Source organism: Azotobacter vinelandii CA (assembly GCF_000380335.1).
Taxonomy (GTDB): Bacteria; Pseudomonadota; Gammaproteobacteria; order Pseudomonadales; family Pseudomonadaceae; genus Azotobacter; species Azotobacter vinelandii.
Genome location: NC_021149.1, coordinates 3,138,767 through 3,160,797, shown reverse-complemented (window position 1 = coordinate 3,160,797; position 22,031 = coordinate 3,138,767). Strand labels below are relative to the sequence as shown.

At 68.2% G+C, this 22,031-nt stretch carries 19 protein-coding genes, 4 tRNA genes and 1 pseudogene; 22 read left to right on the top strand and 2 right to left on the bottom strand.

What is annotated here, in order from left to right:
- The first annotated feature begins 25 nt into the window (after nucleotides 1-25).
- The 7 genes from ssuD (at nucleotide 26) to AVCA_RS13880 (ending at nucleotide 3,407) form a co-directional block, all read left to right on the top strand.
- Nucleotides 26-1,174 (top strand): FMNH2-dependent alkanesulfonate monooxygenase, encoded by a 1,149-nt coding sequence (gene ssuD, locus AVCA_RS13910; protein ID WP_012701601.1) that lies wholly within the window; start codon nucleotides 26-28, stop codon nucleotides 1,172-1,174.
- A gap of 88 nt (nucleotides 1,175-1,262) precedes the next feature.
- On the top strand, nucleotides 1,263-2,057 hold the full coding sequence (gene ssuC / locus AVCA_RS13905) for an aliphatic sulfonate ABC transporter permease SsuC (RefSeq protein WP_012701600.1): 795 nt from the start codon (nucleotides 1,263-1,265) through the stop codon (nucleotides 2,055-2,057).
- Nucleotides 2,054-2,854, top strand: a complete 801-nt coding sequence (ssuB, locus tag AVCA_RS13900; RefSeq protein WP_012701599.1) for an aliphatic sulfonates ABC transporter ATP-binding protein — start codon at nucleotides 2,054-2,056, stop codon at nucleotides 2,852-2,854. Before ssuC ends, ssuB begins: the two co-directional genes overlap by 4 nt.
- 100 nt (nucleotides 2,855-2,954) lie before the next feature.
- Nucleotides 2,955-3,030 (top strand) — tRNA-Ala (locus AVCA_RS13895).
- Nucleotides 3,031-3,077: 47 nt separating this feature from the next.
- Nucleotides 3,078-3,153 (top strand) — tRNA-Glu (locus AVCA_RS13890).
- Between the two features lie 55 nt (nucleotides 3,154-3,208).
- Nucleotides 3,209-3,284, top strand: a tRNA-Ala gene (locus AVCA_RS13885).
- Between the two features lie 47 nt (nucleotides 3,285-3,331).
- Nucleotides 3,332-3,407 (top strand) — tRNA-Glu (locus AVCA_RS13880).
- 167 nt (nucleotides 3,408-3,574) lie between these two features.
- Here AVCA_RS13880 and sodC read toward each other — a convergent pair.
- Nucleotides 3,575-4,096, bottom strand: a complete 522-nt coding sequence (gene sodC, locus AVCA_RS13875; RefSeq protein WP_041807570.1) for a superoxide dismutase family protein — start codon at nucleotides 4,094-4,096, stop codon at nucleotides 3,575-3,577.
- Nucleotides 4,097-4,255: 159 nt separating this feature from the next.
- On the opposite strand from sodC, the gene AVCA_RS13870 reads away from it, so the two are divergent.
- From AVCA_RS13870 to AVCA_RS13820, 11 genes are all read left to right on the top strand, one after another.
- Complete coding sequence (locus AVCA_RS13870; RefSeq protein WP_061290954.1) at nucleotides 4,256-5,086, top strand: MinD/ParA family protein; 831 nt, start codon at nucleotides 4,256-4,258, stop codon at nucleotides 5,084-5,086.
- A gap of 138 nt (nucleotides 5,087-5,224) precedes the next feature.
- Nucleotides 5,225-5,911 carry a cytochrome c biogenesis heme-transporting ATPase CcmA gene (gene ccmA, locus AVCA_RS13865; RefSeq protein WP_085930853.1) on the top strand — a complete coding sequence of 229 codons (687 nt, stop codon included), beginning with the start codon at nucleotides 5,225-5,227 and terminating at the stop codon, nucleotides 5,909-5,911.
- Nucleotides 5,908-6,579, top strand: a complete 672-nt coding sequence (gene ccmB, locus AVCA_RS13860) for a heme exporter protein CcmB (RefSeq protein WP_012701595.1) — start codon at nucleotides 5,908-5,910, stop codon at nucleotides 6,577-6,579. Before ccmA ends, ccmB begins: the two co-directional genes overlap by 4 nt.
- A gap of 82 nt (nucleotides 6,580-6,661) precedes the next feature.
- On the top strand, nucleotides 6,662-7,414 hold the full coding sequence (locus AVCA_RS13855) for a heme ABC transporter permease (protein WP_012701594.1): 753 nt from the start codon (nucleotides 6,662-6,664) through the stop codon (nucleotides 7,412-7,414).
- Entirely contained in the window at nucleotides 7,411-7,587 is a 177-nt protein-coding gene (ccmD, locus tag AVCA_RS13850) for a heme exporter protein CcmD (RefSeq protein WP_012701593.1), read from the top strand. Before AVCA_RS13855 ends, ccmD begins: the two co-directional genes overlap by 4 nt.
- Nucleotides 7,584-8,051 (top strand): cytochrome c maturation protein CcmE, encoded by a 468-nt coding sequence (gene ccmE, locus AVCA_RS13845; RefSeq protein WP_012701592.1) that lies wholly within the window; start codon nucleotides 7,584-7,586, stop codon nucleotides 8,049-8,051. The genes ccmD and ccmE overlap by 4 nt, the downstream gene beginning before the upstream one ends.
- Nucleotides 8,048-10,021 (top strand): heme lyase CcmF/NrfE family subunit, encoded by a 1,974-nt coding sequence (locus AVCA_RS13840; protein ID WP_012701591.1) that lies wholly within the window; start codon nucleotides 8,048-8,050, stop codon nucleotides 10,019-10,021. The genes ccmE and AVCA_RS13840 overlap by 4 nt, the downstream gene beginning before the upstream one ends.
- A 2-nt stretch (nucleotides 10,022-10,023) precedes the next feature.
- A complete protein-coding gene (locus tag AVCA_RS13835) occupies nucleotides 10,024-10,554 on the top strand; it encodes a DsbE family thiol:disulfide interchange protein (RefSeq protein ID WP_012701590.1) in 531 nt (176 codons plus the stop codon).
- The gene (locus AVCA_RS13830) at nucleotides 10,551-11,024 is read left to right on the top strand and encodes a cytochrome c-type biogenesis protein (protein ID WP_012701589.1); all 474 of its coding nucleotides are present in this window, start codon (nucleotides 10,551-10,553) and stop codon (nucleotides 11,022-11,024) included. Before AVCA_RS13835 ends, AVCA_RS13830 begins: the two co-directional genes overlap by 4 nt.
- Nucleotides 11,021-12,238 carry a c-type cytochrome biogenesis protein CcmI gene (gene ccmI, locus AVCA_RS13825; RefSeq protein WP_012701588.1) on the top strand — a complete coding sequence of 406 codons (1,218 nt, stop codon included), beginning with the start codon at nucleotides 11,021-11,023 and terminating at the stop codon, nucleotides 12,236-12,238. The genes AVCA_RS13830 and ccmI overlap by 4 nt, the downstream gene beginning before the upstream one ends.
- On the top strand, nucleotides 12,235-12,702 hold the full coding sequence (locus AVCA_RS13820) for a hypothetical protein (protein WP_012701587.1): 468 nt from the start codon (nucleotides 12,235-12,237) through the stop codon (nucleotides 12,700-12,702). Before ccmI ends, AVCA_RS13820 begins: the two co-directional genes overlap by 4 nt.
- Here AVCA_RS13820 and AVCA_RS26450 read toward each other — a convergent pair.
- Nucleotides 12,687-13,564, bottom strand: a pseudogene (locus AVCA_RS26450) (ion transporter). The gene AVCA_RS13820 and the pseudogene AVCA_RS26450 sit on opposite strands and share 16 nt — an antisense overlap.
- A gap of 174 nt (nucleotides 13,565-13,738) precedes the next feature.
- Between AVCA_RS26450 and moaA the strand changes: the two are divergent.
- From moaA to ligA, 4 genes are all read left to right on the top strand, one after another.
- Nucleotides 13,739-14,734, top strand: coding sequence for a GTP 3',8-cyclase MoaA (gene moaA / locus AVCA_RS13810; protein ID WP_012701584.1), 996 nt, complete (start codon nucleotides 13,739-13,741; stop codon nucleotides 14,732-14,734).
- 186 nt (nucleotides 14,735-14,920) lie between these two features.
- On the top strand, nucleotides 14,921-18,409 hold the full coding sequence (smc, locus tag AVCA_RS13805) for a chromosome segregation protein SMC (RefSeq protein WP_012701583.1): 3,489 nt from the start codon (nucleotides 14,921-14,923) through the stop codon (nucleotides 18,407-18,409).
- Between the two features lie 213 nt (nucleotides 18,410-18,622).
- Entirely contained in the window at nucleotides 18,623-19,480 is an 858-nt protein-coding gene (gene zipA, locus AVCA_RS13800; protein WP_012701581.1) for a cell division protein ZipA, read from the top strand.
- Nucleotides 19,481-19,618: 138 nt separating this feature from the next.
- A complete protein-coding gene (gene ligA / locus AVCA_RS13795) occupies nucleotides 19,619-21,973 on the top strand; it encodes an NAD-dependent DNA ligase LigA (protein ID WP_012701580.1) in 2,355 nt (784 codons plus the stop codon).
- Nucleotides 21,974-22,031 lie beyond the last annotated feature (58 nt).

Below are 22,031 nucleotides of genomic sequence, written 5' to 3'. Positions count from 1 at the left end.
CCCCCGATCGAAAGGAGACCACTCCATGAGTCTGAATGTTTTCTGGTTCCTGCCCACCCACGGCGACGGCCACTACCTGGGCACCGCCGAGGGCGCCCGCGCCGTCGACCACGCCTACTTGCAGCAGATCGCCCAGGCCGCCGACCGACTCGGCTTCGGCGGCGTGCTGATTCCGACCGGGCGTTCCTGCGAGGATTCCTGGCTGGTCGCCGCCTCGCTGATCCCGGTCACCCGGCGTTTGAAATTCCTCGTCGCCCTGCGTCCAGGGATCATTTCGCCGACCGTGGCGGCACGCCAGGCGGCGACGCTCGACCGGCTGTCCGGCGGTCGCGCGTTGTTCAACCTGGTGACCGGTGGCGACCCGGAAGAACTGGCCGGCGAAGGCCTGCACCTGTCCCATGCCGAGCGCTACGAGGCGGCCACCGAGTTCACCCGCATCTGGCGGGGCGTGCTGTCCGGCGAAACCGTCGACCTGCAGGGCAAGCACATCCAGGTCGAGGGTGCCAGGCTGCTCTTCCCGCCGCTGCAGCAGCCCCATCCACCACTGTATTTCGGCGGCTCCTCGGAGGCCGCCCACGAACTGGCCGCCGAACAGGTCGACCTCTACCTGACCTGGGGCGAGCCGCCGGCCGCGGTGGCCGAGAAGATCGCCGACGTGCGCGCCCGCGCCGCCCGCCATGGCCGCACGGTGCGTTTCGGCATCCGCCTGCACGTGATCGTTCGCGAAACCACCGAGGAGGCCTGGGAGGCCGCCGACCGGCTGATCGGCCACCTGGACGACGAAACCATCGCCAAGGCCCAGGCCTCGCTGGCGCGTTTCGACTCGGTCGGCCAGCAGCGCATGGCCGCCCTGCATGGTGGCAGCAAGGAGAATCTGGAGGTGTCGCCGAACCTCTGGGCCGGCGTCGGCCTGGTGCGCGGCGGGGCCGGCACCGCACTGGTCGGCGACGGTCCGACCGTGGCGGCGCGGATGAAGGAGTATGCCGCGCTCGGCATCGACACCTTCGTACTCTCCGGTTATCCGCACCTGGAAGAATCCTACCGGGTCGCCGAACTGCTCTTCCCGCACCTGGATCTGGCCCGGCCGGCCGGAGTGGAAGGTCGCGGCCAGGTCAGTCCGTTCGGCGAGGTGCTGGCCAACGACATCCTGCCCAAGGCCGCGGCGCAGAGTTGAACCGTCTCCCCGACCCGGCCCGTTCCCGTCGGGGGCGGGCCGGGAGGCAGTTTCCGAGTTCAGGCAAGACGAGAAGAGGTTTCCATCCATGACCACACGCAACATCGACAAACTGGCCCTGCGCCTGTCGCCCTGGGTGCTGCCGCTGGCGTTGCTCGGGTTCTGGCAGGGGGCGGTGGCCAGCGGACTGCTCTCCACCCGCATCCTGCCGGCGCCGAGCGCGGTGCTGGAAGCCGGCTGGGCGCTGCTCTCCAGCGGCGAGATCTGGACGCACCTGGCCATCAGCGGCTGGCGCGCCGGCATCGGCTTCGCCATCGGCGGCGGCCTGGGCCTGCTGCTCGGCTTCATCACCGGCCTGTCGAAGTGGGGCGAGCGCCTGCTGGACAGTTCGGTGCAGATGGTGCGCAACGTGCCGCACCTGGCGCTGATTCCGCTGGTGATCCTCTGGTTCGGCATCGACGAGTCGGCGAAGATCTTCCTGGTCGCCCTCGGCACCCTGTTCCCCATTTACCTGAACACCTACCACGGCATCCGCAACGTCGATGCCGGCCTGGTGGAGATGGCGCGCAGCTACGGGCTGTCCGGATTCTCTCTGTTCCGTCAGGTGATCCTGCCCGGTGCGCTGCCGTCGATCTTGGTCGGCGTGCGCTTCGCCCTCGGTTTCATGTGGCTGACGCTGATCGTCGCGGAAACCATTTCCGCCAGTTCCGGCATCGGTTACCTGGCGATGAACGCCCGCGAGTTCCTGCAGACCGACGTGGTGGTACTAGCGATCCTGCTCTACGCCGTGCTCGGCAAGCTGGCCGACGTGGCGGCGCGTACCCTGGAGCGCCTGTGGCTGCGCTGGCATCCGGCCTATCAGGTCAAGGCGGGTGCCCAATGAGCGCCCTGCACAATCTGAAGAACGGCATTCCGCTGGGGATCGAAGGCATCCACAAGTCTTTCGGCGAACGGCAGGTGCTGAAGGCGATCGATCTGCATATTCCGGCCGGGCAGTTCGTCGCCGTGGTCGGTCGCAGCGGCTGCGGCAAGAGCACGCTGCTGCGCCTGCTGGCGGGGCTGGATGCGCCCAGCGGCGGCGCGCTGCTGGCCGGCCAGGTACCCCTGGCGCAGGCGCGCGAGGATACCCGGCTGATGTTCCAGGATGCGCGCCTGCTGCCCTGGAAGCGGGTGATCGACAATGTCGGTCTCGGTCTGTCCGGCGACTGGCGTCCCCGTGCCGAGGAGGCTCTGGCCGAGGTAGGACTGGCCGAGCGCGCCGGGGAGTGGCCGGCGGCGCTCTCCGGCGGCCAGAAGCAGCGCGTGGCGCTGGCCCGGGCATTGATCCACCGTCCGCGCCTGCTGCTGCTCGACGAGCCACTGGGGGCGCTGGATGCGCTGACCCGCATCGAAATGCAGCAACTGATCGAACGGCTCTGGCAGCAGCATGGCTTCACCGTGCTGCTGGTCACCCACGACGTCAGCGAGGCGGTCGCCGTCGCCGACCGGGTGATCCTGATCGAGGAGGGGCGCATCGGCCTGGATCTGCCGGTCGACCTGCCGCGCCTGCGCAGCCGTGGGTCTGCTCGTCTCGCCGCGCTGGAGGCGGAAGTCCTCGAGCGGGTGCTCGCGCCGGCGGCCGCCCCGCCGAACGAGAGCGAGCCCCGCTCGGAGCGTAGCGCGGGAGGCGCTGCGTCCTGAACGGTGTGTCCGGTAAGTAATTGTTCTAGTGGCAAAAAAAATCGAGAAATCTGTTGACAGGGTCAGGGATGGCCCCTAATATGCGCCCCGTCCTTGAGACGGGGCTATAGCTCAGCTGGGAGAGCGCTTGCATGGCATGCAAGAGGTCGACGGTTCGATCCCGTCTAGCTCCACCAATTTCACGCAAGAGCGGTTGAATTTCGCTCTTGTCATCGAAGGTTCCGTCCCCTTCGTCTAGTGGCCTAGGACACCGCCCTTTCACGGCGGTAACAGGGGTTCGAGTCCCCTAGGGGACGCCAGTTTTCAACAGTGGCGACGGAGTCGTTGCTGTCGGTATCGGAATATGCCGGATTCGGGGCTATAGCTCAGCTGGGAGAGCGCTTGCATGGCATGCAAGAGGTCGACGGTTCGATCCCGTCTAGCTCCACCAATTTCACGCAAGAGCGGTTGAGTTTCGCTCTTGTCATCGAAGGTTCCGTCCCCTTCGTCTAGTGGCCTAGGACACCGCCCTTTCACGGCGGTAACAGGGGTTCGAGTCCCCTAGGGGACGCCAGTTCTACCCTCCAATGGGTTAAAAGGGTCGCTCGCATGGGTGACCCTTTTTGTTTGCTGCCCATATTCTTTCGCCAGGCGCTTCTGCTCGGATCCTGCCGCGTGGCATAGGTTGGCCACTCGGCAGGGGGCGAGGGCGGCGGTGCCCGCTATGCGATCGACGACCGCTTACTTGATGACTCCGCAGGCCACCCGGGCTCCGCCACCGCCCAGCGGGGCAGGGCTGTCGGCATGATTGTCGCCGCCGGCATGCACCATCAGGGCTCGTCCCTTGATCGCTTCCAGGTCCTTCAGTCGCGGGGCCAGTACCGGCTGCGTGGCCTTGCCGTTGGCGTCCACGTAGAGGGCCGGCAGATCGCCCAGATGGCCTTCTCCCCAGGGCTGGCCGTGCCTGGTGGCGTTCTGCGGGTCCCAGTGGCCGCCTGCGGCGCCTGCGGCGACCTTCTGGCCTTCCTTCTCCGTGGTGCCGCAGTCGCCCGAGGCATGAATGTGGAAGCCATGGATGCCGGGCTGCAGGCCGGAGAGGTTGGGGGTGAAGACCAGGCCGTATTCGCTCTGCTCGATGCTGACGGTGCCGAGCGCTGCGCCTATGCCGTCGGCGCCCACCGCGTTGAGGGCGACGCTGAGCGGCGCGGCCTGCAGGGGTAGTGCGCAACTGGCGATCATTGCTGCAATCAGCCGTTTTTTCATGGGCATCTCCTTGTTGTACATGCAGAAGGGGGCGTTCTCGTTCCCCGGTTCGGGCAGGATGGCCAGGCTGGCGTTGGCCTGCTGGCGCTGTGGTTATGCTGGACCCCGGCGGATCGGACGGTCAATGGTGGCGAGCAGGCAGGATGGATGATGAGCGACATGGCGAGCATATCTCCCGTGCAGGTCATTGCGGTGACCAGTGGCAAGGGCGGGGTGGGCAAGACTGTGGTGGCGGTGAACCTGGCACTGGCGCTGGCCGGGCTGGGGCGGCGGGTGATGCTGCTCGACGGCGATCTGGCGATGGCCAATATTGACGTGATGCTCGGTCTCGGCGCTGAACGCACCCTGGCCGATGTCCTTGCCGGAAACTGCGGGCTGGATGACGTAGTGCTGCAGGGGCCGGGCGGCGTCCGTGTCGTGCCCGCCGCTTCCGGGGCGCGCGGCATGGTGCGGCTCTCGGCCCAGCAGCAGGCCGGTCTGGTGCATATCTTCGACCGGCACGCCGACCAGCTCGACGTGCTGCTGGTGGATACCGCCAGCGGCATCGACGATGCGACGATCGGCCTCGTGCGGGCGGCCAGGGAGGTGCTCGTGGTGCTGTGCGACGAGCCGACCTCGATCGCCGACGCCTACGCGCTGATCCGCTTGCTCAACAGCGACTATGGGGTGAGTCGTTTCCGGATTCTCGCCAACATGGTGGTGGGGCCGCGCGAAGGCCGAGAGCTGTTCGCCAAGCTGCTCCGGCTGACCGAGCAGTCGCTCGCCGCCACCCTGCAGTACGTCGGTGCCGTACCCTGGGACGACAGCCTGCGCAGGGCCGTGCAGCGACAGGCGGCGGTCTGCGAGGCCTTTCCCCGCTCGAAGAGCGCGACGGCCTTCCGGGCGATCGCGGAGAGGGTCGATGGCTGGCCGCTGCCCGCCAATCCGCGGGGAAACGTGGAGTTCTTCGTCGAGCATCTGATCCGTGCGGCGCAGGCGAAATCGGCCTGAGACGTCATTCGCCCGGCGCCGTGTCCGCGGCCTGGCGGTCTCGGGCGGATTCGCCGGGATGGTGCGCCGACCGGGTGAAAATAGCCTCTCCAGCCGGCGAGGCCGACATGTATAATGCGGGCCCGCCCGGATCGGCGCATGCCGCGCCCAGGCCGGTACTGCCGTGTTGAGGTCGATGGTAAGCCTATTGTGACCAGTCCCTTTCTCGAAGCCATGGCGCTCGCTTGCGAGCGGGACTGGCGCGTGCTGTTCGAGCGGCTCGACCTGGCGCTGGCTCCCGGCGACATGTTGCAGGTGGTGGGTCCCAACGGCAGCGGCAAGACCAGCCTGCTGCGCCTGCTGGCCGGCCTGATGCAGCCCACGGCCGGCGAGGTGCGCCTGCGGGGGCGAGGCCTGCGCGGCCAGCGCGCCGAGCTGGCGCGCAATCTGCTCTGGATCGGCCATGCCCCCGGTATCAAGGGACTGCTGAGCGCCGAAGAGAATCTCGCCTGGCTTTGCGCCCTGCACCGTCCGCTCGGCCGCGAGGCGATCTGGGCGGCGCTGGCGGCGGTCGGCCTGCGCGGTTTCGAGGACGTGCCCTGCCATAGCCTGTCGGCCGGCCAGCAGCGCCGCGTGGCGCTGGCCCGCCTGCATCTGGAGGCGCCGCCGCTGTGGATTCTCGACGAGCCCTTCACCGCGCTCGACCGGCAGGGGGTGGCCCAACTGGAGCGGCATCTCCGTGCCCACTGCGAGCGCGGCGGCATGGTGGTGCTGACCACCCATCACAGCCTGGAGGTCCGGCCCGCGACCTACCGCGAACTTGACCTGGAGCGGCACGCCGCATGAGCAGTGTGTTTACCCTGCTGCTCGCCCGCGAGTCGCGGCTGCTGTTCCGCCGGCCGGCCGAACTGGTCAATCCGCTGGTGTTCTTCGCCATCGTCATCGCCCTGTTCCCGCTCGCCGTGGGGCCCGAGTCGCAGCTCCTGCAGACGCTCTCGCCAGGCTTGATCTGGGTGGCGGCGCTGCTCGCCGTGCTGCTCTCGCTGGACGGCCTGTTCCGCAGCGATTTCGAGGACGGATCGCTGGAGCAATGGGTGGTCGCGCCGCATCCGCTGCCGCTGCTGGTGCTGGCCAAGGTGCTGGCGCACTGGTTGTTCTCCGGATTGGCGCTGGTGCTGCTGGCGCCGCTGCTGGCCCTGATGCTAGGGCTTCCGGCGCGCTGCCTGCCGGTGCTGCTGCTCTCGCTGCTGCTCGGCACTCCGGTACTGAGCCTGCTCGGCGCCGTCGGCGCGGCGCTGATCGTGGGCCTCAAGCGCGGTGGCCTGCTGCTGCCGTTGCTGATCCTGCCGCTGTACATCCCCGTGCTGATTCTCGGCAGCGGGGCCCTGCAGGCAGCGTTGCAGGGATTGCCGGCGACCGGCCATCTGCTCTGGCTGGCCAGCCTGGCCGTGCTGGCTGCGACCCTGCTGCCCTTCGCGATCGCCTCCGCCCTGGCCATCAGCGTCGGCGAGTGAAAGGCTCGTCCGGGGAGCGCGATTGCGAAACGACCGAAACGGGCCGGCCGCGACCGGCCGCGTGACAATGTGAGTGGTCTCGATGAATTGGACGTGGTTTCACAAGCTGGGCTCGCCCAAGTGGTTCTATGAAATCAGCGGCCGCTGGCTGCCCTGGTTCGCCGTGGCCGCCGTGCTGCTGCTCGGCGTCGGCCTGGTCTGGGGACTGGCCTTCGCGCCGCCGGACTATCAGCAGGGCAACAGCTTCCGCATCATTTATATCCATGTGCCGGTGGCCTTCCTCGCCCAGTCCTGTTACGTGCTGCTGGCGGTGGCCGGAGCGATCGGGCTGGTCTGGCGCATGAAGCTGGCCGACATCGCCCTGCAGTGCGCCGCGCCGATCGGTGCCTGGATGACCTTCGTCGCCCTGGTCACCGGCGCCATCTGGGGCAAGCCGACCTGGGGCACCTGGTGGGTCTGGGATGCCCGGCTGACCTCGATGCTGATCCTGCTGTTCCTCTACTTCGGCATCATCGCCCTCGGCCAGGCGATCGCCAACCGCGACAGCGCGGCCAAGGCCTGCGCGGTGCTGGCGATCGTCGGGGTGGTCAACATCCCGATCATCAAGTACTCGGTCGAGTGGTGGAATTCCCTGCACCAGCCGGCCACCTTCACCCTGACCGAGAAGCCGGCGATGCCCATGGAAATGTGGCTGCCGATGCTGGTCATGGTGCTCGGCATCTACTGTTTCTTCGCTGCCGTGCTGCTGTTGCGCATGCGCCTCGAGGTACTCAGGCGCGAGGCGCGCAGCAACTGGGCCAAATCCGAGATCAAGGCTCTCCTGGGGGCGCCATGAGTTTTTCCTCGTTCGCCGAATTCGTCGCCATGGGCAACCATGGCCTCTACGTGTGGTCGGCCTATGGCATCGGCCTGGCGGTGCTGGTCATCAATGTCGCCGGGCCGCTGCTGGCGCGCCGGCGCTACCTGCGGGAAGAGGCGCGTCGTCTGCGCCGGGAGGAGTCGAAATGAACCCTGTGCGCAAGAGGCGGCTGTTCATCGTGCTGGCGATCCTCGCCGGCGTGGGCGCCGCCGTGGCACTGGCCCTGTCCGCCCTGCAGCAGAACATCAACCTGTTCTACACCCCCAGCCAGATCGCCGCGGGCGAGGCGCCCGAAGGTGCGCGGATTCGCGCCGGCGGGCTGGTCGAGAAGGGCTCGCTGCAACGCGACGCGACTTCGCTGGCGGCGACCTTCCGGGTCACCGACGGCGTGGCGACGGTGACCGTCCGTTACCAGGGCATCCTCCCCGACCTGTTCCGCGAGGGGCAGGGGATAGTCGCGCTGGGCCGGGTCGACGCCGGAGGCATGCTGCAGGCCGACGAGGTGCTGGCCAAGCACGACGAGAACTACATGCCGCCGGAGGTCAGCCAGGCGCTGGAGAAGAGCGGCATGCTCAAGCACTACGAGAACGGCAAGCCGGGAGGCGCGCAATGATTCCCGAACTCGGCCACCTGGGGATGATCCTCGCCCTGTGCCTGGCGCTGGTGCAGGGCACCTTGCCGCTGATCGGCGCCTGGCGTGGCGACCGCCTGTGGATGGGCCTGGCCGTGCCGGCCGCCTGGGGGCAGTTCGCTTTCCTGTCGTTCGCCTTCGTCTGTCTGACCCAGGCTTTCCTGGTCGACGACTTCTCGGTCGCCTACGTGGCCGGCAACTCCAACAGCGCCTTGCCCTGGTACTACAAGCTGAGCGCCGTGTGGGGCGCCCACGAAGGATCGCTGCTGCTCTGGGCGCTGATCCTCTCCGGCTGGACCTTCGCGGTGTCGGTCTTTTCCCGGCAACTGCCCGAGGAGATGCTGGCCCGCGTGCTGGGCGTGATGGGGCTGATCAGCGTCGGCTTCCTGCTGTTTCTGATCGTCACCTCCAACCCCTTCGCCCGCCTGTTGCCGCAGACGCCGGTCGATGGCCGCGACCTCAACCCGCTGTTGCAGGACTTCGGCCTGATCGTCCATCCGCCGATGCTCTACATGGGTTACGTCGGCTTCTCAGTGGCCTTCGCCTTCGCCATCGCCGCGCTGCTCGGCGGGCGCCTCGATGCCGCCTGGGCGCGCTGGTCGCGGCCCTGGACGCTGGTCGCCTGGGCCTTTCTCGGTATCGGCATCGTGCTCGGCTCCTGGTGGGCCTATTACGAGCTGGGCTGGGGCGGCTGGTGGTTCTGGGACCCGGTGGAGAACGCTTCCTTCATGCCCTGGCTGCTGGGCACCGCACTGTTGCACTCGCTGGCGGTGACGGAGAAGCGCGGGGTGTTCAAGAGCTGGACGGTGCTTCTGGCCATCGCCGCCTTCTCGCTGAGCCTGCTCGGCACCTTCCTGGTGCGTTCCGGGGTGCTGACTTCGGTGCATGCCTTCGCCAACGATCCGGAGCGCGGCGTGTTCATCCTGATCTTCCTGCTGGTGGTGGTCGGCAGTTCGCTGACCCTGTTCGCCATCCGCGCGCCGGTGGTCAGGAGCCAGGTGGGCTTCGCCCTCCGCTCGCGGGAAACCCTGCTGCTGGTGAACAACCTGCTGCTGGTGGTGGCGACCTCGACCATCCTGCTCGGCACGCTCTATCCGCTACTGCTGGATGCGCTGTCCGGCGCCAAGCTGTCGGTCGGGCCGCCGTACTTCAATGCGCTGTTCCTGCCGCTGATGGGGCTGCTGATGCTGACGCTGGCGGTCGGCGTGCTGGTGCGCTGGAAGGACACGCCGCTGCGCTGGCTGTCCGGCATGCTCGCGCCGGTACTGCTGGCCAGCGTGGCGCTGGCCCTGCTGGCCGCCTTCGTGCTCGGCGATTTCGCCTGGGCGGTGCTGGCGACCGCTTTCCTGGCGGCCTGGGTGGTTCTCGCCGGGGCGCGCGACCTGCTCGACAAGACCCGCCACAAGGGACTGCTCAAGGGCCTGCACGCGCTTTCGCCGAGCTACTGGGGCATGCAACTGTCCCACCTGGGGATCGCCGTCTGCGCCCTGGGCATCGTCCTGAGCAGCCAGGAAAGCGCCGAGCGCGACCTGCGCATGGCGCCGGGCGATGCCGTGGAACTGGGCGGCTACCGCTTCGTCTTCGAGGGCACCCGCCACCATGAGGGGCCCAACTTCGTCGCCGACCGGGCCAGCGTCCGCGTCTTCGACGGCGACGACGAGGTGGCCGTGCTGCACCCGGAGAAGCGTCTCTATACCGTGCAGCGGATGCCGATGACCGAGGCCGGCATCGACGCAGGTTTCACCCGCGACTTCTACGTCGCCCTGGGCGAGCCGCTGGAAAACGGCGCCTGGGCGGTCCGCCTGCATATCAAGCCGTTCGTCCGCTGGATCTGGCTGGGGGGCCTGATGATGGCTTTCGGCGCGGCGCTGGCGGCCTGCGACCGGCGTTATCGGGTCAAGGTCAGGGCCCGCGTGCGCGAGGCTCTGGGCCTGGCCGGACAAGGAGCCTGAAGATGAAACGAGCGATTTTCCTGCTGCCGCTGGCGCTCTTCCTGGGCGTCGCGGCCTTTCTCTACCGTGGCCTGTTCCTCGATCCCGCCGAACTGCCCTCGGCGCTGATCGGCAAACCCTTCCCGGCGTTCTCCCTGCCGGCCGTGCAGGAGCCGGAGCGCACTCTCACGGTCGAGGACCTCAAGGGCAAGCCGGCGCTGGTCAACGTCTGGGCGACCTGGTGCGTGTCGTGCAAGGTCGAGCACCCGGTGCTCAACGAGCTGGCCGGGCGCGGCGTGAACATCGTCGGCGTCAACTACAAGGACGACAACGCCAGTGCGCTGAAGTGGCTGAAGGAGTTCCACGATCCCTACCGGCTCAACATCCGCGACGAGCAGGGCAGCCTGGGGCTCGACCTCGGCGTCTACGGCGCGCCGGAAACCTTCCTCGTCGACAGGCACGGCATCATCCGCCACAAGTTCGTCGGGGTGATCGACGAGCGGGTCTGGCGCGAGCAACTGGCCGCGCGTTACCAGGAGCTGCTGGACGAATGAAAACCGCGATCCGCGCCCTGTCGCTGGGGCTCGTGCTGAGCACGACGGCGCATGCCGCCATCGATACCTACGAATTCAAGAGCGATGCCGAGCGCGAACGCTACCGCGGCCTGATCGAGGAGCTGCGCTGCCCCAAGTGCCAGAACCAGAACATCGCCGATTCCGACGCACCCATCGCCATGGACCTGCGCCGCGAGATCTATCGCATGCTCGGCGAAGGACAGAGCGACGAGCAGATCGTCGACTACCTGGTGGCCCGCTACGGTGACTTCGTCCGCTACAAGCCACCGCTCGACGGGCGGACCCTGCTGCTCTGGTATGGCCCGGCGGGGCTTCTGGCGCTCGGTTTCGGCGTGCTGGCGACGATCCTCGTCCGGCGCCGGCGCAATACCGCCGGCCCGGCGGCGACCTCCCTATCCCCGGACGAGCGCGAGCGTCTCGCCACCCTGCTGGACAAAAAAGACCCATGATCGATTTCTGGATCGCCGCCGGCCTGCTGCTGCTGCTGGCCCTGGCCTTTCTGCTGCTCCCCGTGCTGCGCACTCGTCGCGCCCAGGCCGAGGAGGACCGTACCGCGCTCAATGTGGCGCTCTACGAAGAGCGTCTGGCCGAGCTGGACGCCCAACGCGCGGCCGGCACCCTGAGCGCCGGGCAACTGGAGGCCGGCCGCGCCGAGGCGGCCCGCGAGCTGCTGGCCGACACCGAAGCCGGCGAGGCGCCGCGCCGCTCCTCCTTGGGCAGGGCGGTGCCGCTGGCGGTGGCGCTGCTGGTGCCGCTGCTCGGCTACGGCCTCTACCTGCACTGGGGCGCCAGCGACAAACTCGAACTGGCCCGCCGGTTCGCCGAACAGCCGAAGAGCATCGAAGAGATGACCGCGCGCCTGGAGCAGGCGGTCAAGGTCCAGCCGGATTCCGCCGAGGGCTGGTATTTCCTGGGGCGCACCTACATGGCCGAGGAGCGTCCGGCCGACGCCGTAGCGGCCTTCGAGCAGGCCGCCCGGCTGGCCCAGCGGCCGCCGGAGATCCTCGGCCAGTGGGCCCAGGCGCTGTATTTCGCCGAGGGCAAGCGCTGGAGCCCGCGGATGCAGGCGCTGACCGACGAGGCGCTGGCCGGCGAGCCGGCCGAGGTCACCAGCCTCGGCCTGCTCGGCATCGTCGCCTTCGAGGAGCGCCGCTTCGCCGATGCCGCCGGTTACTGGGAGCGCCTGGTGGAAATCCTGCCCGAGGGCGATCCGTCGCGGGCGGCCATCGCCGGCGGCATCGCCCGGGCGCGCGAGCAGGCCGGCGCGTCGCAGGGCGCGGCGCCGGCCGCCGCCCAGGTGGAGCTGAAGGTCAGCGTCGCCCTGGCGCCGGAGCTGGCCGGCAAGGTGCGGCCGGACGACAGCGTGTTCGTCTTCGCCCGCGCCGTTTCCGGTCCGCCGATGCCGCTGGCGGTCGAGCGTCTGCGCGTGGCCGATCTGCCGGCGCAGGTCGCCCTGAGCGATGCCGATGCGATGATGCCCCAGCTCAAGCTGTCCAACTTCGCCGAGGTGCAACTGGTGGCCCGGATCTCGCGGGCCGGCGATCCCACTGCGGGCGACTGGGTCGGCCAGCTCGAGCGGGTGAGCGCCAGGGCATCGGGCGAATACGTCCTGACCATCGATCGAGCCGACGCGCCCCGGGGGCGCCCTGGAGAGGACCGATGAAGATCCGTTTCCCGTTCCCGGCCGGAGCCGCCGGGGCGTTGCGCCGCCTGCGTCCCTTCGGCGTGCTCGGCCTGGGTCTGCTGCTGGCCGCCTGCGCCCACCAGGACTACCAACCCCCCGCCGCCGAGCGCCCGGCGCCGCCGCGGCCTTCCGTGCAGACGCCGCCGGCGAAGCAGCCGAGCCAGACGATCAAGGCCCTGCCTTCCGCGCCCAAGGCCGCCGGTGCGCAGCGCAGCCGAAGCGGCAACCATCCGCGCTACGCGCCGCCGCCGGATGCCGATGCCTACTGGGACAACGGCCTCGGGGTGTACGTGGTGAAAGGACAGCGGCTGTACTACCGGGAACGGCTGTACTACCGCTGGAACGACGGCTGGTACAGCTCCGGGCGGCCGGACGGCCCCTGGGAGTCGGTCGAGGGGCCGGGCGTGCCGCCGGGCCTGCGCAACCTCTATTCGCCGCGTTGAGCCGGCGGCGTCAGCCGTGCAGTCTTTTCCCCCTCGGCCCGCGGGATGGGTTCCGGGACGCGAGGGAACAGGGCATCGCCGCAGCGGCTGCGGAAGGCGGCGTCCGGTTCGTGCTGCTCCTTCCGGCAGTTCGGGCACGTCCGCTGCAGGCGTTCCGGCCGCATCGCGCTGGCCAGTTCGGCGGTGAAGATGCCGGTGGGCACGGCGATCACCGAGTAGCCGGTGATCATCACCAGGGTCGCCAGGCCCTGGCCCAGCGGGGTCTTCGGCGTCATGTCGCCGTAGCCGACGGTGGTCAGGGTCACACGGCCCAGTAGATACTGGCGGGAATGCTGCTGAATCCATGTCGCGGTCCTTCGATCACGTACAGCAGGGTGCCGAAGATGATGACCAGGGTGCTCACGCTCAGCAGGAACACGATGATCTTCTGCCGGCTGCCGCGCAGCGCGACGAGCAGGAAATTCGCCTGGCTCAGGTAGGGCTTCAGCACGCGGAACACCCGCAGCATGCGCACGATGCGGATGATCAGCAGGTACTGGGCCGGCGGGAACAGCAGGGCGAGGAATGCCGGCAGTACGGCCAAGAGGTCGATGGTTCCGTAGAAGCTGAAGATGTAGCGCGATGGCTGCGGATGGACGAGGATGCGCAGCAGGTATTCGCTGGCGAAGAGCGCCGTGAGGCCCCATTCCAGGGCATGGAACAGATCGCCGTAACGCGCGAAGCCTTGCAGGCTGTCGAGCATCACCACCACCAGACTGGTGAGGATGGCCACCAGCAGCGCGATATCGAAATACCGGCCGGCCACTGTGTCGCTGAAGAAGACGACGATGTAGAGGCGTTCGCGCCAGCTCTTCTGGTCCATGTGTCCCCCGATCCTGTGCCGGTGGCCGGTTGGCGTACATCCTGCTTTCCTTATGCGAAGGATCGCTGATACCGATATTCCGAAACCCGCAATCATAATCCGCTCGCGGAGGCGAGCGACCCGGCCCGGTTCCGAGGAGCGGTTCGCCGCGGGCAGGGCGGAGTGAAACCAGATATGTCCGACACCGAACTGATCGATCCCTTCGGGCGCCGCATCACCTACCTGCGTCTGTCGGTGACCGACCGCTGCGATTTCCGCTGCACCTACTGCATGAGCGAGAACATGGTGTTCGTGCCGCGCGAGCAGATCCTCAGCCTGGAGGAGCTCTACGACGTGGCGGACGCCTTCATCGACCTCGGCGTCAAACGCATCCGCATCACCGGCGGCGAGCCGCTGGTACGCAGGGGGCTGCTCGGCCTGCTGGAACGCCTGGGTGCGCGCACGGAGCTGGAGGACCTGGCCATGACCACCAACGGCTCGCAACTGCCGTTCATGGCCGGCGACCTGCGCGCTGCCGGGGTCCGGCGCCTCAACATCAGCCTCGATTCGCTGCGTCCCGAGCGTTTCGCCGCCTTCACCCGGCGCGACAGGCTCGACCGGGTTCTGGCCGGCATCGAGGCGGCGCGTGCCGCCGGATTCGCGCGGATCAAGCTGAACAGCGTGGTGCAGAGGGGCCGCAACGACGACGAGGTGCTCGATCTGGTCGAGTTCGCCGTGGCGCGCGGTCTCGATATCAGTTTCATCGAGGAGATGCCGCTCGGCGGCATCTCCAGCCACAGGCGCAGCGAAACCCTCTGCTCCAGCGACGAGGTGCGCCGGCGTATCGAGGAGCGCTTCGAGCTGGTGCGCAGCAGCCACGTCAGCGGCGGTCCCTCGCGTTACTGGCAGGTGGTCGGCAGCCGGACCCAGGTCGGCTTCATCTCACCGCACAGCCATAACTTCTGCGCCGCCTGCAACCGTGTGCGGGTCACCGCCGAGGGCAAGCTGGTGCTCTGTCTCGGCCATGAAGGGGCGCTCGACCTGAAGAGCCTGATGCGCGCCCATCCCGGCGATTCGGCACGGCTGCGCCAGGCCTTGGTCGATGCCTTGCGGCTCAAGCCCGAACGCCATCATTTCGAGGCGGACGCCCAGGTCCAGGTGGTGCGTTTCATGAGCATGACCGGCGGCTGAGCGAAGCGGGTGCATGTCCGTTTCGCCCGCACCGTACCGGTGCCTCCGGCCCGGATGGGGCCCTGTGCTAGACTTCGCGCCCTGCACGCGGTCGAAGAGCCCCAAACCCGATCATGACCTTTCCGGTTCCCGACAGCCCCTTCTCCACGTCACCTCGCACCGATCACGGCCTGCCCGGGACCCGTCATGCGCCTTAAGAGCATCAAGCTGGCCGGTTTCAAGTCTTTCGTCGATCCCACCACGGTGAGCTTCCCGAGCAACATGGCGGCGGTGGTGGGTCCCAACGGCTGCGGCAAGTCCAACATCATCGACGCCGTTCGCTGGGTGATGGGCGAGAGTTCGGCGAAGAATCTCCGTGGCGAGTCGATGACCGACGTCATCTTCAACGGCTCGAACAGCCGCAAGCCGGTGACCCAGGCCTCCATCGAGCTGATCTTCGACAATGCCGACGGCACGCTCACCGGCGAATACGCCGGCTACGCGGAAATCTCCATCCGCCGCCGGGTGACCCGCGACGGGCAGAACAGCTACTTCCTCAACGGAGTGAAGTGCCGGCGCCGCGATATCACCGACATCTTCCTCGGCACCGGCCTGGGGCCGCGTAGCTACTCGATCATCGAGCAGGGCATGATTTCCCGGCTGATCGAGGCCCGTCCCGAGGATCTGCGCAATTTCATCGAGGAAGCCGCCGGCATCTCCAAGTACAAGGAGCGCCGCCGCGAGACCGAGAACCGCATCCGCCGCACCCAGGAGAACCTGGCGCGCCTCTCCGACCTGCGCGAGGAACTGGAGCGCCAGCTCGAACGCCTGCAGCGCCAGGCCCAGGCCGCCGAAAAGTATCAGGAGTGCAAGGCCGAGGAGCGCCGCCTCAAGGCCCAGCTCGCCGCCCTGCGCTGGCGGGCGCTGAACGAGCAGGTCGGCCAGCGCGAGCAGGTCATCGGCGACCAGGAGGTCGCCCTCGAAGCGCTGATCGCTGAACAGCGCAACGCCGATGCCGGCATCGAGCGCCTGCGCGACGAGCACCACGACCTCGCCGAGCGCTTCCACCAGGTGCAGGGCCGCTTCTATTCGCTGGGCGCCGACATCGGCCGGGTCGAACAGAGCATCCAACACGGCCAGCAGCGTCTGCGCCAGTTGCAGAACGACCTGCAGGAAGCGGAGAAGAATCGCCAGGAAACCGCCGCCCACCTCGATCAGGACCGCCTTGCGCTGGCCGAGGTCGACGAGGAACTGGCCCGGCTCGAGCCCGAGCGGGAAGTCGCCGCGGCCGCCGCCGAGGAGAGCGCCGCCCGTCTGGAGGAGGCGGAGTCCGCCATGCACGCCTGGCAGGAACAGTGGGACGCTTTCAACCAGCACTCCGCGCAGGCGCGGCGCAGCGCCGAGGTGCAGCAGGCGCATATCCAGCAACTGGAGCAGAGCCTCGGGCGGCTGCTGGAGCGCGAGCGCCGCCTCGGCGACGAGCGTGCCCGACTGGAAGCCGATCCGCAGGAGTCCGGCATCGCCGAACTGGCCGAGCGGCTGGCCCTCGGCGAACTGACCCAGGAAGAGCTGGGCGCCGCCGAGGCCGCCCTGAGCGAAACGCTCGAACGGCTGCGCGGCGAGCTGCAGCAGGCGACCCGGGAGCAACGGCAGGCGCAGGACGAACTGCAGCGCCTGAACGGCCGGATCGCTTCCCTGGAGGCGCTGCAGCAGGCGGCGCTGGACCCCGGTCAGGGCGTCGCCGAGTGGCTGCGCGAGCAGCATCTGGAGGCGCGCCCGCGACTGGCCGAGGGGCTCAGGGTGGAGCCCGGCTGGGAGCTGGCGGTGGAAACCGTACTCGGCGCCGATCTGCAGGCACCGCTCGTGGAGGATTTCGCCGCTCTTGCGCTGGATGCCTTCGCCCAGGGCGAACTGCGCCTGCTCGGTGCGGCGCCGGGCGCCACGCGGCTGGCCGGCAGTCTGCTCGACAAGGTCGAGAGCGGCATCGACCTGGCGCCCTGGCTGGGGCGCGTCATGGCGGTCGAGAGCCTCGCCGAAGCGCTGGAGCGGCGCTCCGCGCTGGGAGAGGGCGAGAGCCTGATCAGCCGCGACGGCTATTGGGTCGGCCGGCATTTCCTGCGCGTGCGCCGGGCCGGCGACGCCGATTCCGGCCTGCTCGCCCGCGCCCAGGAGCTGGAGCGCCTGCAGGCTGGACGCGACGAACTGGAGGCGCGTCTGGCCGAACTGGAGACGCGCCTGTCCGCGCTGGACGAGGCGCGCCGCCGGCAGGAGGAGGGCCGCGAGGAACTGCGCCGGCGTTTGCAGGAGGAAACCCGCCAGCAGGGCGAGCTGAAGGCCAGGCTCTCGGCCCTCCAGGCGCGGGCCGAGCAGATGCTGCTGCGTCGTCGCCGCTTCGACGAGGAACTGGCCGAACTGGACGAGCAGCGTGCCCTGGAGGTCGAGCGCCTGGGCGAATGCCGCCTGCAACTGCAGGATGCGCTGGACGCCATGGCCGTCGACAACGAGCGCCGCGAGCAACTGCTGGCCGGACGCGACGCCCTGCGCGAGAGCCTGGAGCGCTTGCGCCGGGAGGCCGGCGCGCACAAGGAGCGGGCCCACCAGTTGGCCGTGCGGCTCGGCTCGCTGCAGGCCCGGCGCGACTCCACCCGGCAGTCCCTGGAGCGTCTCGAACGGCAGTTCGAGCGCACCCGGGAACGCCGCGAGCAGCTCAGCCTCGATCTGGAGGAGGGCGCGGCGCCGCTGGAGGAACTGCGCATGAAGCTCGAGGAACTGCTCGAGCGGCGCCTGGCCGTCGAGGAGGAACTGCGCCAGGCCGGGCTGTCCCTGGAGGATGCCGAGCGCGGGCTGCGCGAGGTGGAGAAGCGCCGTGGCCAGGCCGAGCAGCAGGCCCAGTCGCTGCGCGGTCAGTTGGAACAGCAGCGCCTCGACTGGCAGGCTCTCAGCGTACGGCGCAAGGCCTTGCAGGACCGGTTGCAGGAGGAGGGCCAGGCTCTGCACGAGGTGCTCGGCACGCTTCCCGCCGAGGCTCGCGAAGTCGACTGGGAAACGGAGCTCGAGCGCGTCGCCTTGCGCATCCAGCGTCTCGGTGCGATCAACCTGGCGGCCATCGACGAATATCGCCAGCAATCCGAGCGCAAGCGCTATCTGGATGCGCAGAACGCCGACCTGGCGGAGGCCCTGGAAACCCTGGAAAACGTCATCCGCAAGATCGACCGGGAAACCCGCAACCGTTTCAAGGATACCTTCGAGCGGATCAACGCCGGCCTGCAGGCCCTGTTCCCGAAAGTTTTCGGTGGAGGCCATGCCTATCTGGAACTTACCGGCGAGGATCTACTCGATACCGGTGTGGCCATCATGGCGCGCCCGCCGGGCAAGAAGAACAGCACCATCCATCTGCTGTCCGGCGGCGAGAAGGCGTTGACCGCGCTGGCCCTGGTATTCGCCATCTTCCAGCTCAATCCGGCGCCGTTCTGCATGCTCGACGAGGTGGACGCGCCGCTGGACGATGCCAACGTCGGACGTTACGCCAGGCTGGTCAAGGAAATGTCGGAAAAGGTCCAGTTCATCTACATCACCCACAACAAGATCGCTATGGAGATGGCCGATCAGTTGATGGGGGTGACCATGCACGAGCCGGGCTGCTCGCGCCTGGTGGCGGTGGACGTGGAGGAGGCGGTGGCGCTGGCGGATGCCTGAGGCCGCGGCCGGTGGCGGGATACTCCCGCTCACCGGAATGGGCTGGCCGGCGGTACAATCCGCGAAAAGGGCATGTTAGCTTAATGGGAATTTTCGTATGCATGGAAAACGTTGCGGGAACATGTAGTTGCCGTGTTTATGAGAGGGCCGGACGCCTTTTTTGTATGGGATGGGAAGCCTTTTTTTCAAATCAGTTCAGGGGTTGTGGATTTCATGGAAATCGGTCTGCGTGAGTGGCTGATCGTCATCGGCATCGTCGTCATCGGCGGCATCCTGTTCGACGGATGGCGGCGCATGCGGGGCAGCAAGGGCAAGCTCAAGTTCAAGCTCGAGCGCAAAATCGCCGATGCGCCCGAAGCGGTCAGCGAAAACAGCGAATTGCTGGGGCCCTCGCGGTCGGTCGATTTCCCGCAAGGAGCCGGCTTCGAGCCGGACGAGGAGAACCTGCCCTCGCTGAGCGTTCGCGGGCCGAGCCGGCGGCGCCTCGACGACGAACTGGACGACCTCGGGCTGGAACTCGACGAGCCGGTCCATACTGCCGTTGCCGAGCCCGTCTCCAGGCTGCGCGCGGCGGAGCCGAAGTTCGAGTCGCGCCGGATCGAGCAGCCCGAGCACAGCGAGCCGCGGGAGCTGCCGCCGATCGAGGAATACCTGGTCATCATCGTGGTATCGCGGGACGGGGCGGGGTTCAAGGGGCCGGCGCTGCTGCAGAGCATCCTCGAAAGCGGCCTGCGTTTCGGCGAGAAGGACATCTTCCATCGCCACGAGAGCCTGGCCGGCAACGGCGAGGTGCTGTTCTCCATGGCCAACGCCCTCAAGCCCGGCACCTTCGACCTCGACGACATCGACCACTTCTCCACCCGGGCGGTCAGTTTCTTCCTGGTCCTGCCCGGCCCGCGCCATCCGAAGCAGGCCTTCGAGCTCATGGTGGCCGCCGCCCGCAAGCTGGCCCAGGAGCTGAACGGCGAGCTGAAGGACGACCAGCGCAGCGTGATGACCGCACAGACCATCGAGCACTATCGCCAGCGGATCGCCGATTTCGAGCGCCGCCAACTGACCCACAAGCGCTGAGCCCGGGCATTCCGCCGGCTTCGGGAAGCGGCGCCCAGGTGGCGAGGTTTCCCCGGGCCGCGAGACCGCCTTCGGCGGCTTTCAGTGCCCCCCTCGAGCAGCTACGGCTGCTCTTTTCGTTTTCCGGAAACCATCGCCATGACCGACGCCCAGACCGCCGCCGAACGCATCGCCCGGCTGCGCAGCGAGATCGACGAACACAACTACCGCTATTATGTGCTCGATGCGCCGAGCGTGCCGGACGCCGAGTACGATCGTCTGTTCAACGAGCTCAAGGCCCTTGAGGCCGAACATCCCGAACTGGTCACCCCGGAGTCGCCGACCCAGCGCGTCGGTGGCGAGGCGCTGGCGGCCTTCGGCCAGGTGCGCCACGAGCTGCCCATGCTCAGCCTGGGCAATGCCTTCGCCGAGGAGGATCTGCTCGATTTCGACCGTAACGTGTGCAAGGGCCTGGACCGCGGCATCGAGGTGGTGGAGTACAGTTGCGAGCCCAAGCTGGACGGCCTGGCCGTCAGCCTGCTCTACGAGGACGGCCAACTGGTGCGCGGCGCCACCCGCGGCGACGGCAGCACCGGCGAGGACATCACCGCCAATGTGCGTACCGTGCGCAACATTCCGCTCAGGCTGCACGGCCAGGGCTGGCCGGCCGTGCTGGAGGTGCGCGGCGAAATCTACATGCCGCGCGCCGGCTTCGAGGCGCTCAACGCCCGTGCCATCGAGAACGGCGGCAAGACCTTCGCCAACCCGCGCAACGCCGCCGCCGGCAGCCTGCGCCAGCTCGACCCGAAGATCACCGCCGGCCGGCCGCTGGAGTTCTGCGGCTACGGGATCGGTCGCTTCGAGGGGGCCGAGGTGCCGCAAACCCATACCAGCCTCCTCGAGACCCTGAGGCGCTGGGGCCTGCCGATCAGTCGCGAACTGCAACTGGCGCGAAGCGTTCAGGATTGCCTGGCCTACTACCGTGCCATCGGCGAGCGCCGCCAGGGCCTGGCCTACGACATCGATGGCGTGGTGTTCAAGGTCAATCGCCTGGACTGGCAGCGCGAGCTGGGTTTCCGCGCCCGTACCCCGCATTGGGCCATCGCTTACAAGTTCCCGGCCCAGGAGGAACTCACCGAACTGCTCGGCGTCGAGTTCCAGGTCGGCCGGACCGGCGCCATCACCCCGGTGGCGCGCCTGAAACCGGTGCAGGTGGCCGGTGTCACCGTGTCCAACGCCAGCCTGCACAACATGGACGAGGTGGCGCGCCTCGGCGTGATGATCGGCGACACGGTGATCGTTCGCCGCGCCGGCGACGTGATTCCGCAGATCATGCAGGTGGTCGGCGAGCGCCGGCCGGCCGATGCCCGTCCGGTCGAGGTGCCGCGGCAGTGTCCGGTGTGCGGCTCGGCGGTGGAGCGCACCCAGTTGGTCAAGCGCGGCAAGGGCAGGGCCTCGCTCAGCGAAGGAGCGATCTACCGCTGTGTCGGTCGCCTGGCCTGCCAGGCCCAGCTCAAGCAGGCGATCGTCCACTTCGTCTCGCGACGCGCCATGGACATCGACGGCCTCGGCGAGCGGATCGTCGAGCAACTGGTGGACACCGGCCTGGTGAAGTCGCCGGCCGATCTCTACATCCTGACCTTCGAACAACTGGTGGTGCTGGACGGCTTCGCCGAGGTCTCCAGCAACAATCTGCTGGCGGCCATCGCCGCCAGCCGCCGGCCGAGCCTGGCGCGCTTCATCTACGCGCTGGGCATTCCCGATGTCGGCGAGGAGACCGCCAAGCGGCTGGCCCGCGCGCTCGGCTCGCTCACGCGCATCGAGAAGGCCCTGCCCGAGGTGCTCATCTGGCTGCCGGACGTCGGCCTGGAAGTCGCCCACGAGATCCACAGCTTCTTCCGGGACGAGCACAACCTCACGGTGATCGGGCAGTTGCTGGCGCGTGGCGTCGAACTGCAGGAGGAAGGCGAATTGCACGCGGAGTTCGCCGCCTGCGCCAGCCTGGGCGAACTGCTCGACAAACTGGACATTCCGGGGATCGCCGCCACCGGCGCGAAAAAGCTCGCCGAGGCGGCGGGCAGCCTGGAGGCGGTGATCGGCCTCAGCCAGGACTGGCTGACCCTGAACACGACCAAAGGGCTGTCGGAAAAGGCCAGGCAGGCGCTGCGCGAGTTCTTCGCCGTCCCCGCCAACGTCGAGCACGCCCGTGCCATCGAGGGGCAATTGCGCGAATTCGGCATGCACTGGGAAAGCGAGCGCCGCTGCGCCGAGGGCCTGCCCCTGGCCGGGCAGACCTGGGTGCTGACCGGCACCCTGGAGTCCATGAGCCGCGAGCAGGGCAAGGCGAGGCTGGAAAGCCTCGGCGCCAAGGTGGCCGGCTCGGTCTCGGCGAAGACCGCTTGCGTGGTCGCCGGTCCCGGAGCCGGCTCGAAGCTGGCCAAGGCCGGCGAACTGGGGGTGAAGGTGCTCGACGAGGAGGCTTTCCTCGCGCTGCTGCGGCAGTTGGAGAGCTGAGCGCTTTCGGAGGCGGGGAGGAGGCCGCGTAGCGTCCTCCGCCAGGTGGGAAAGGCCT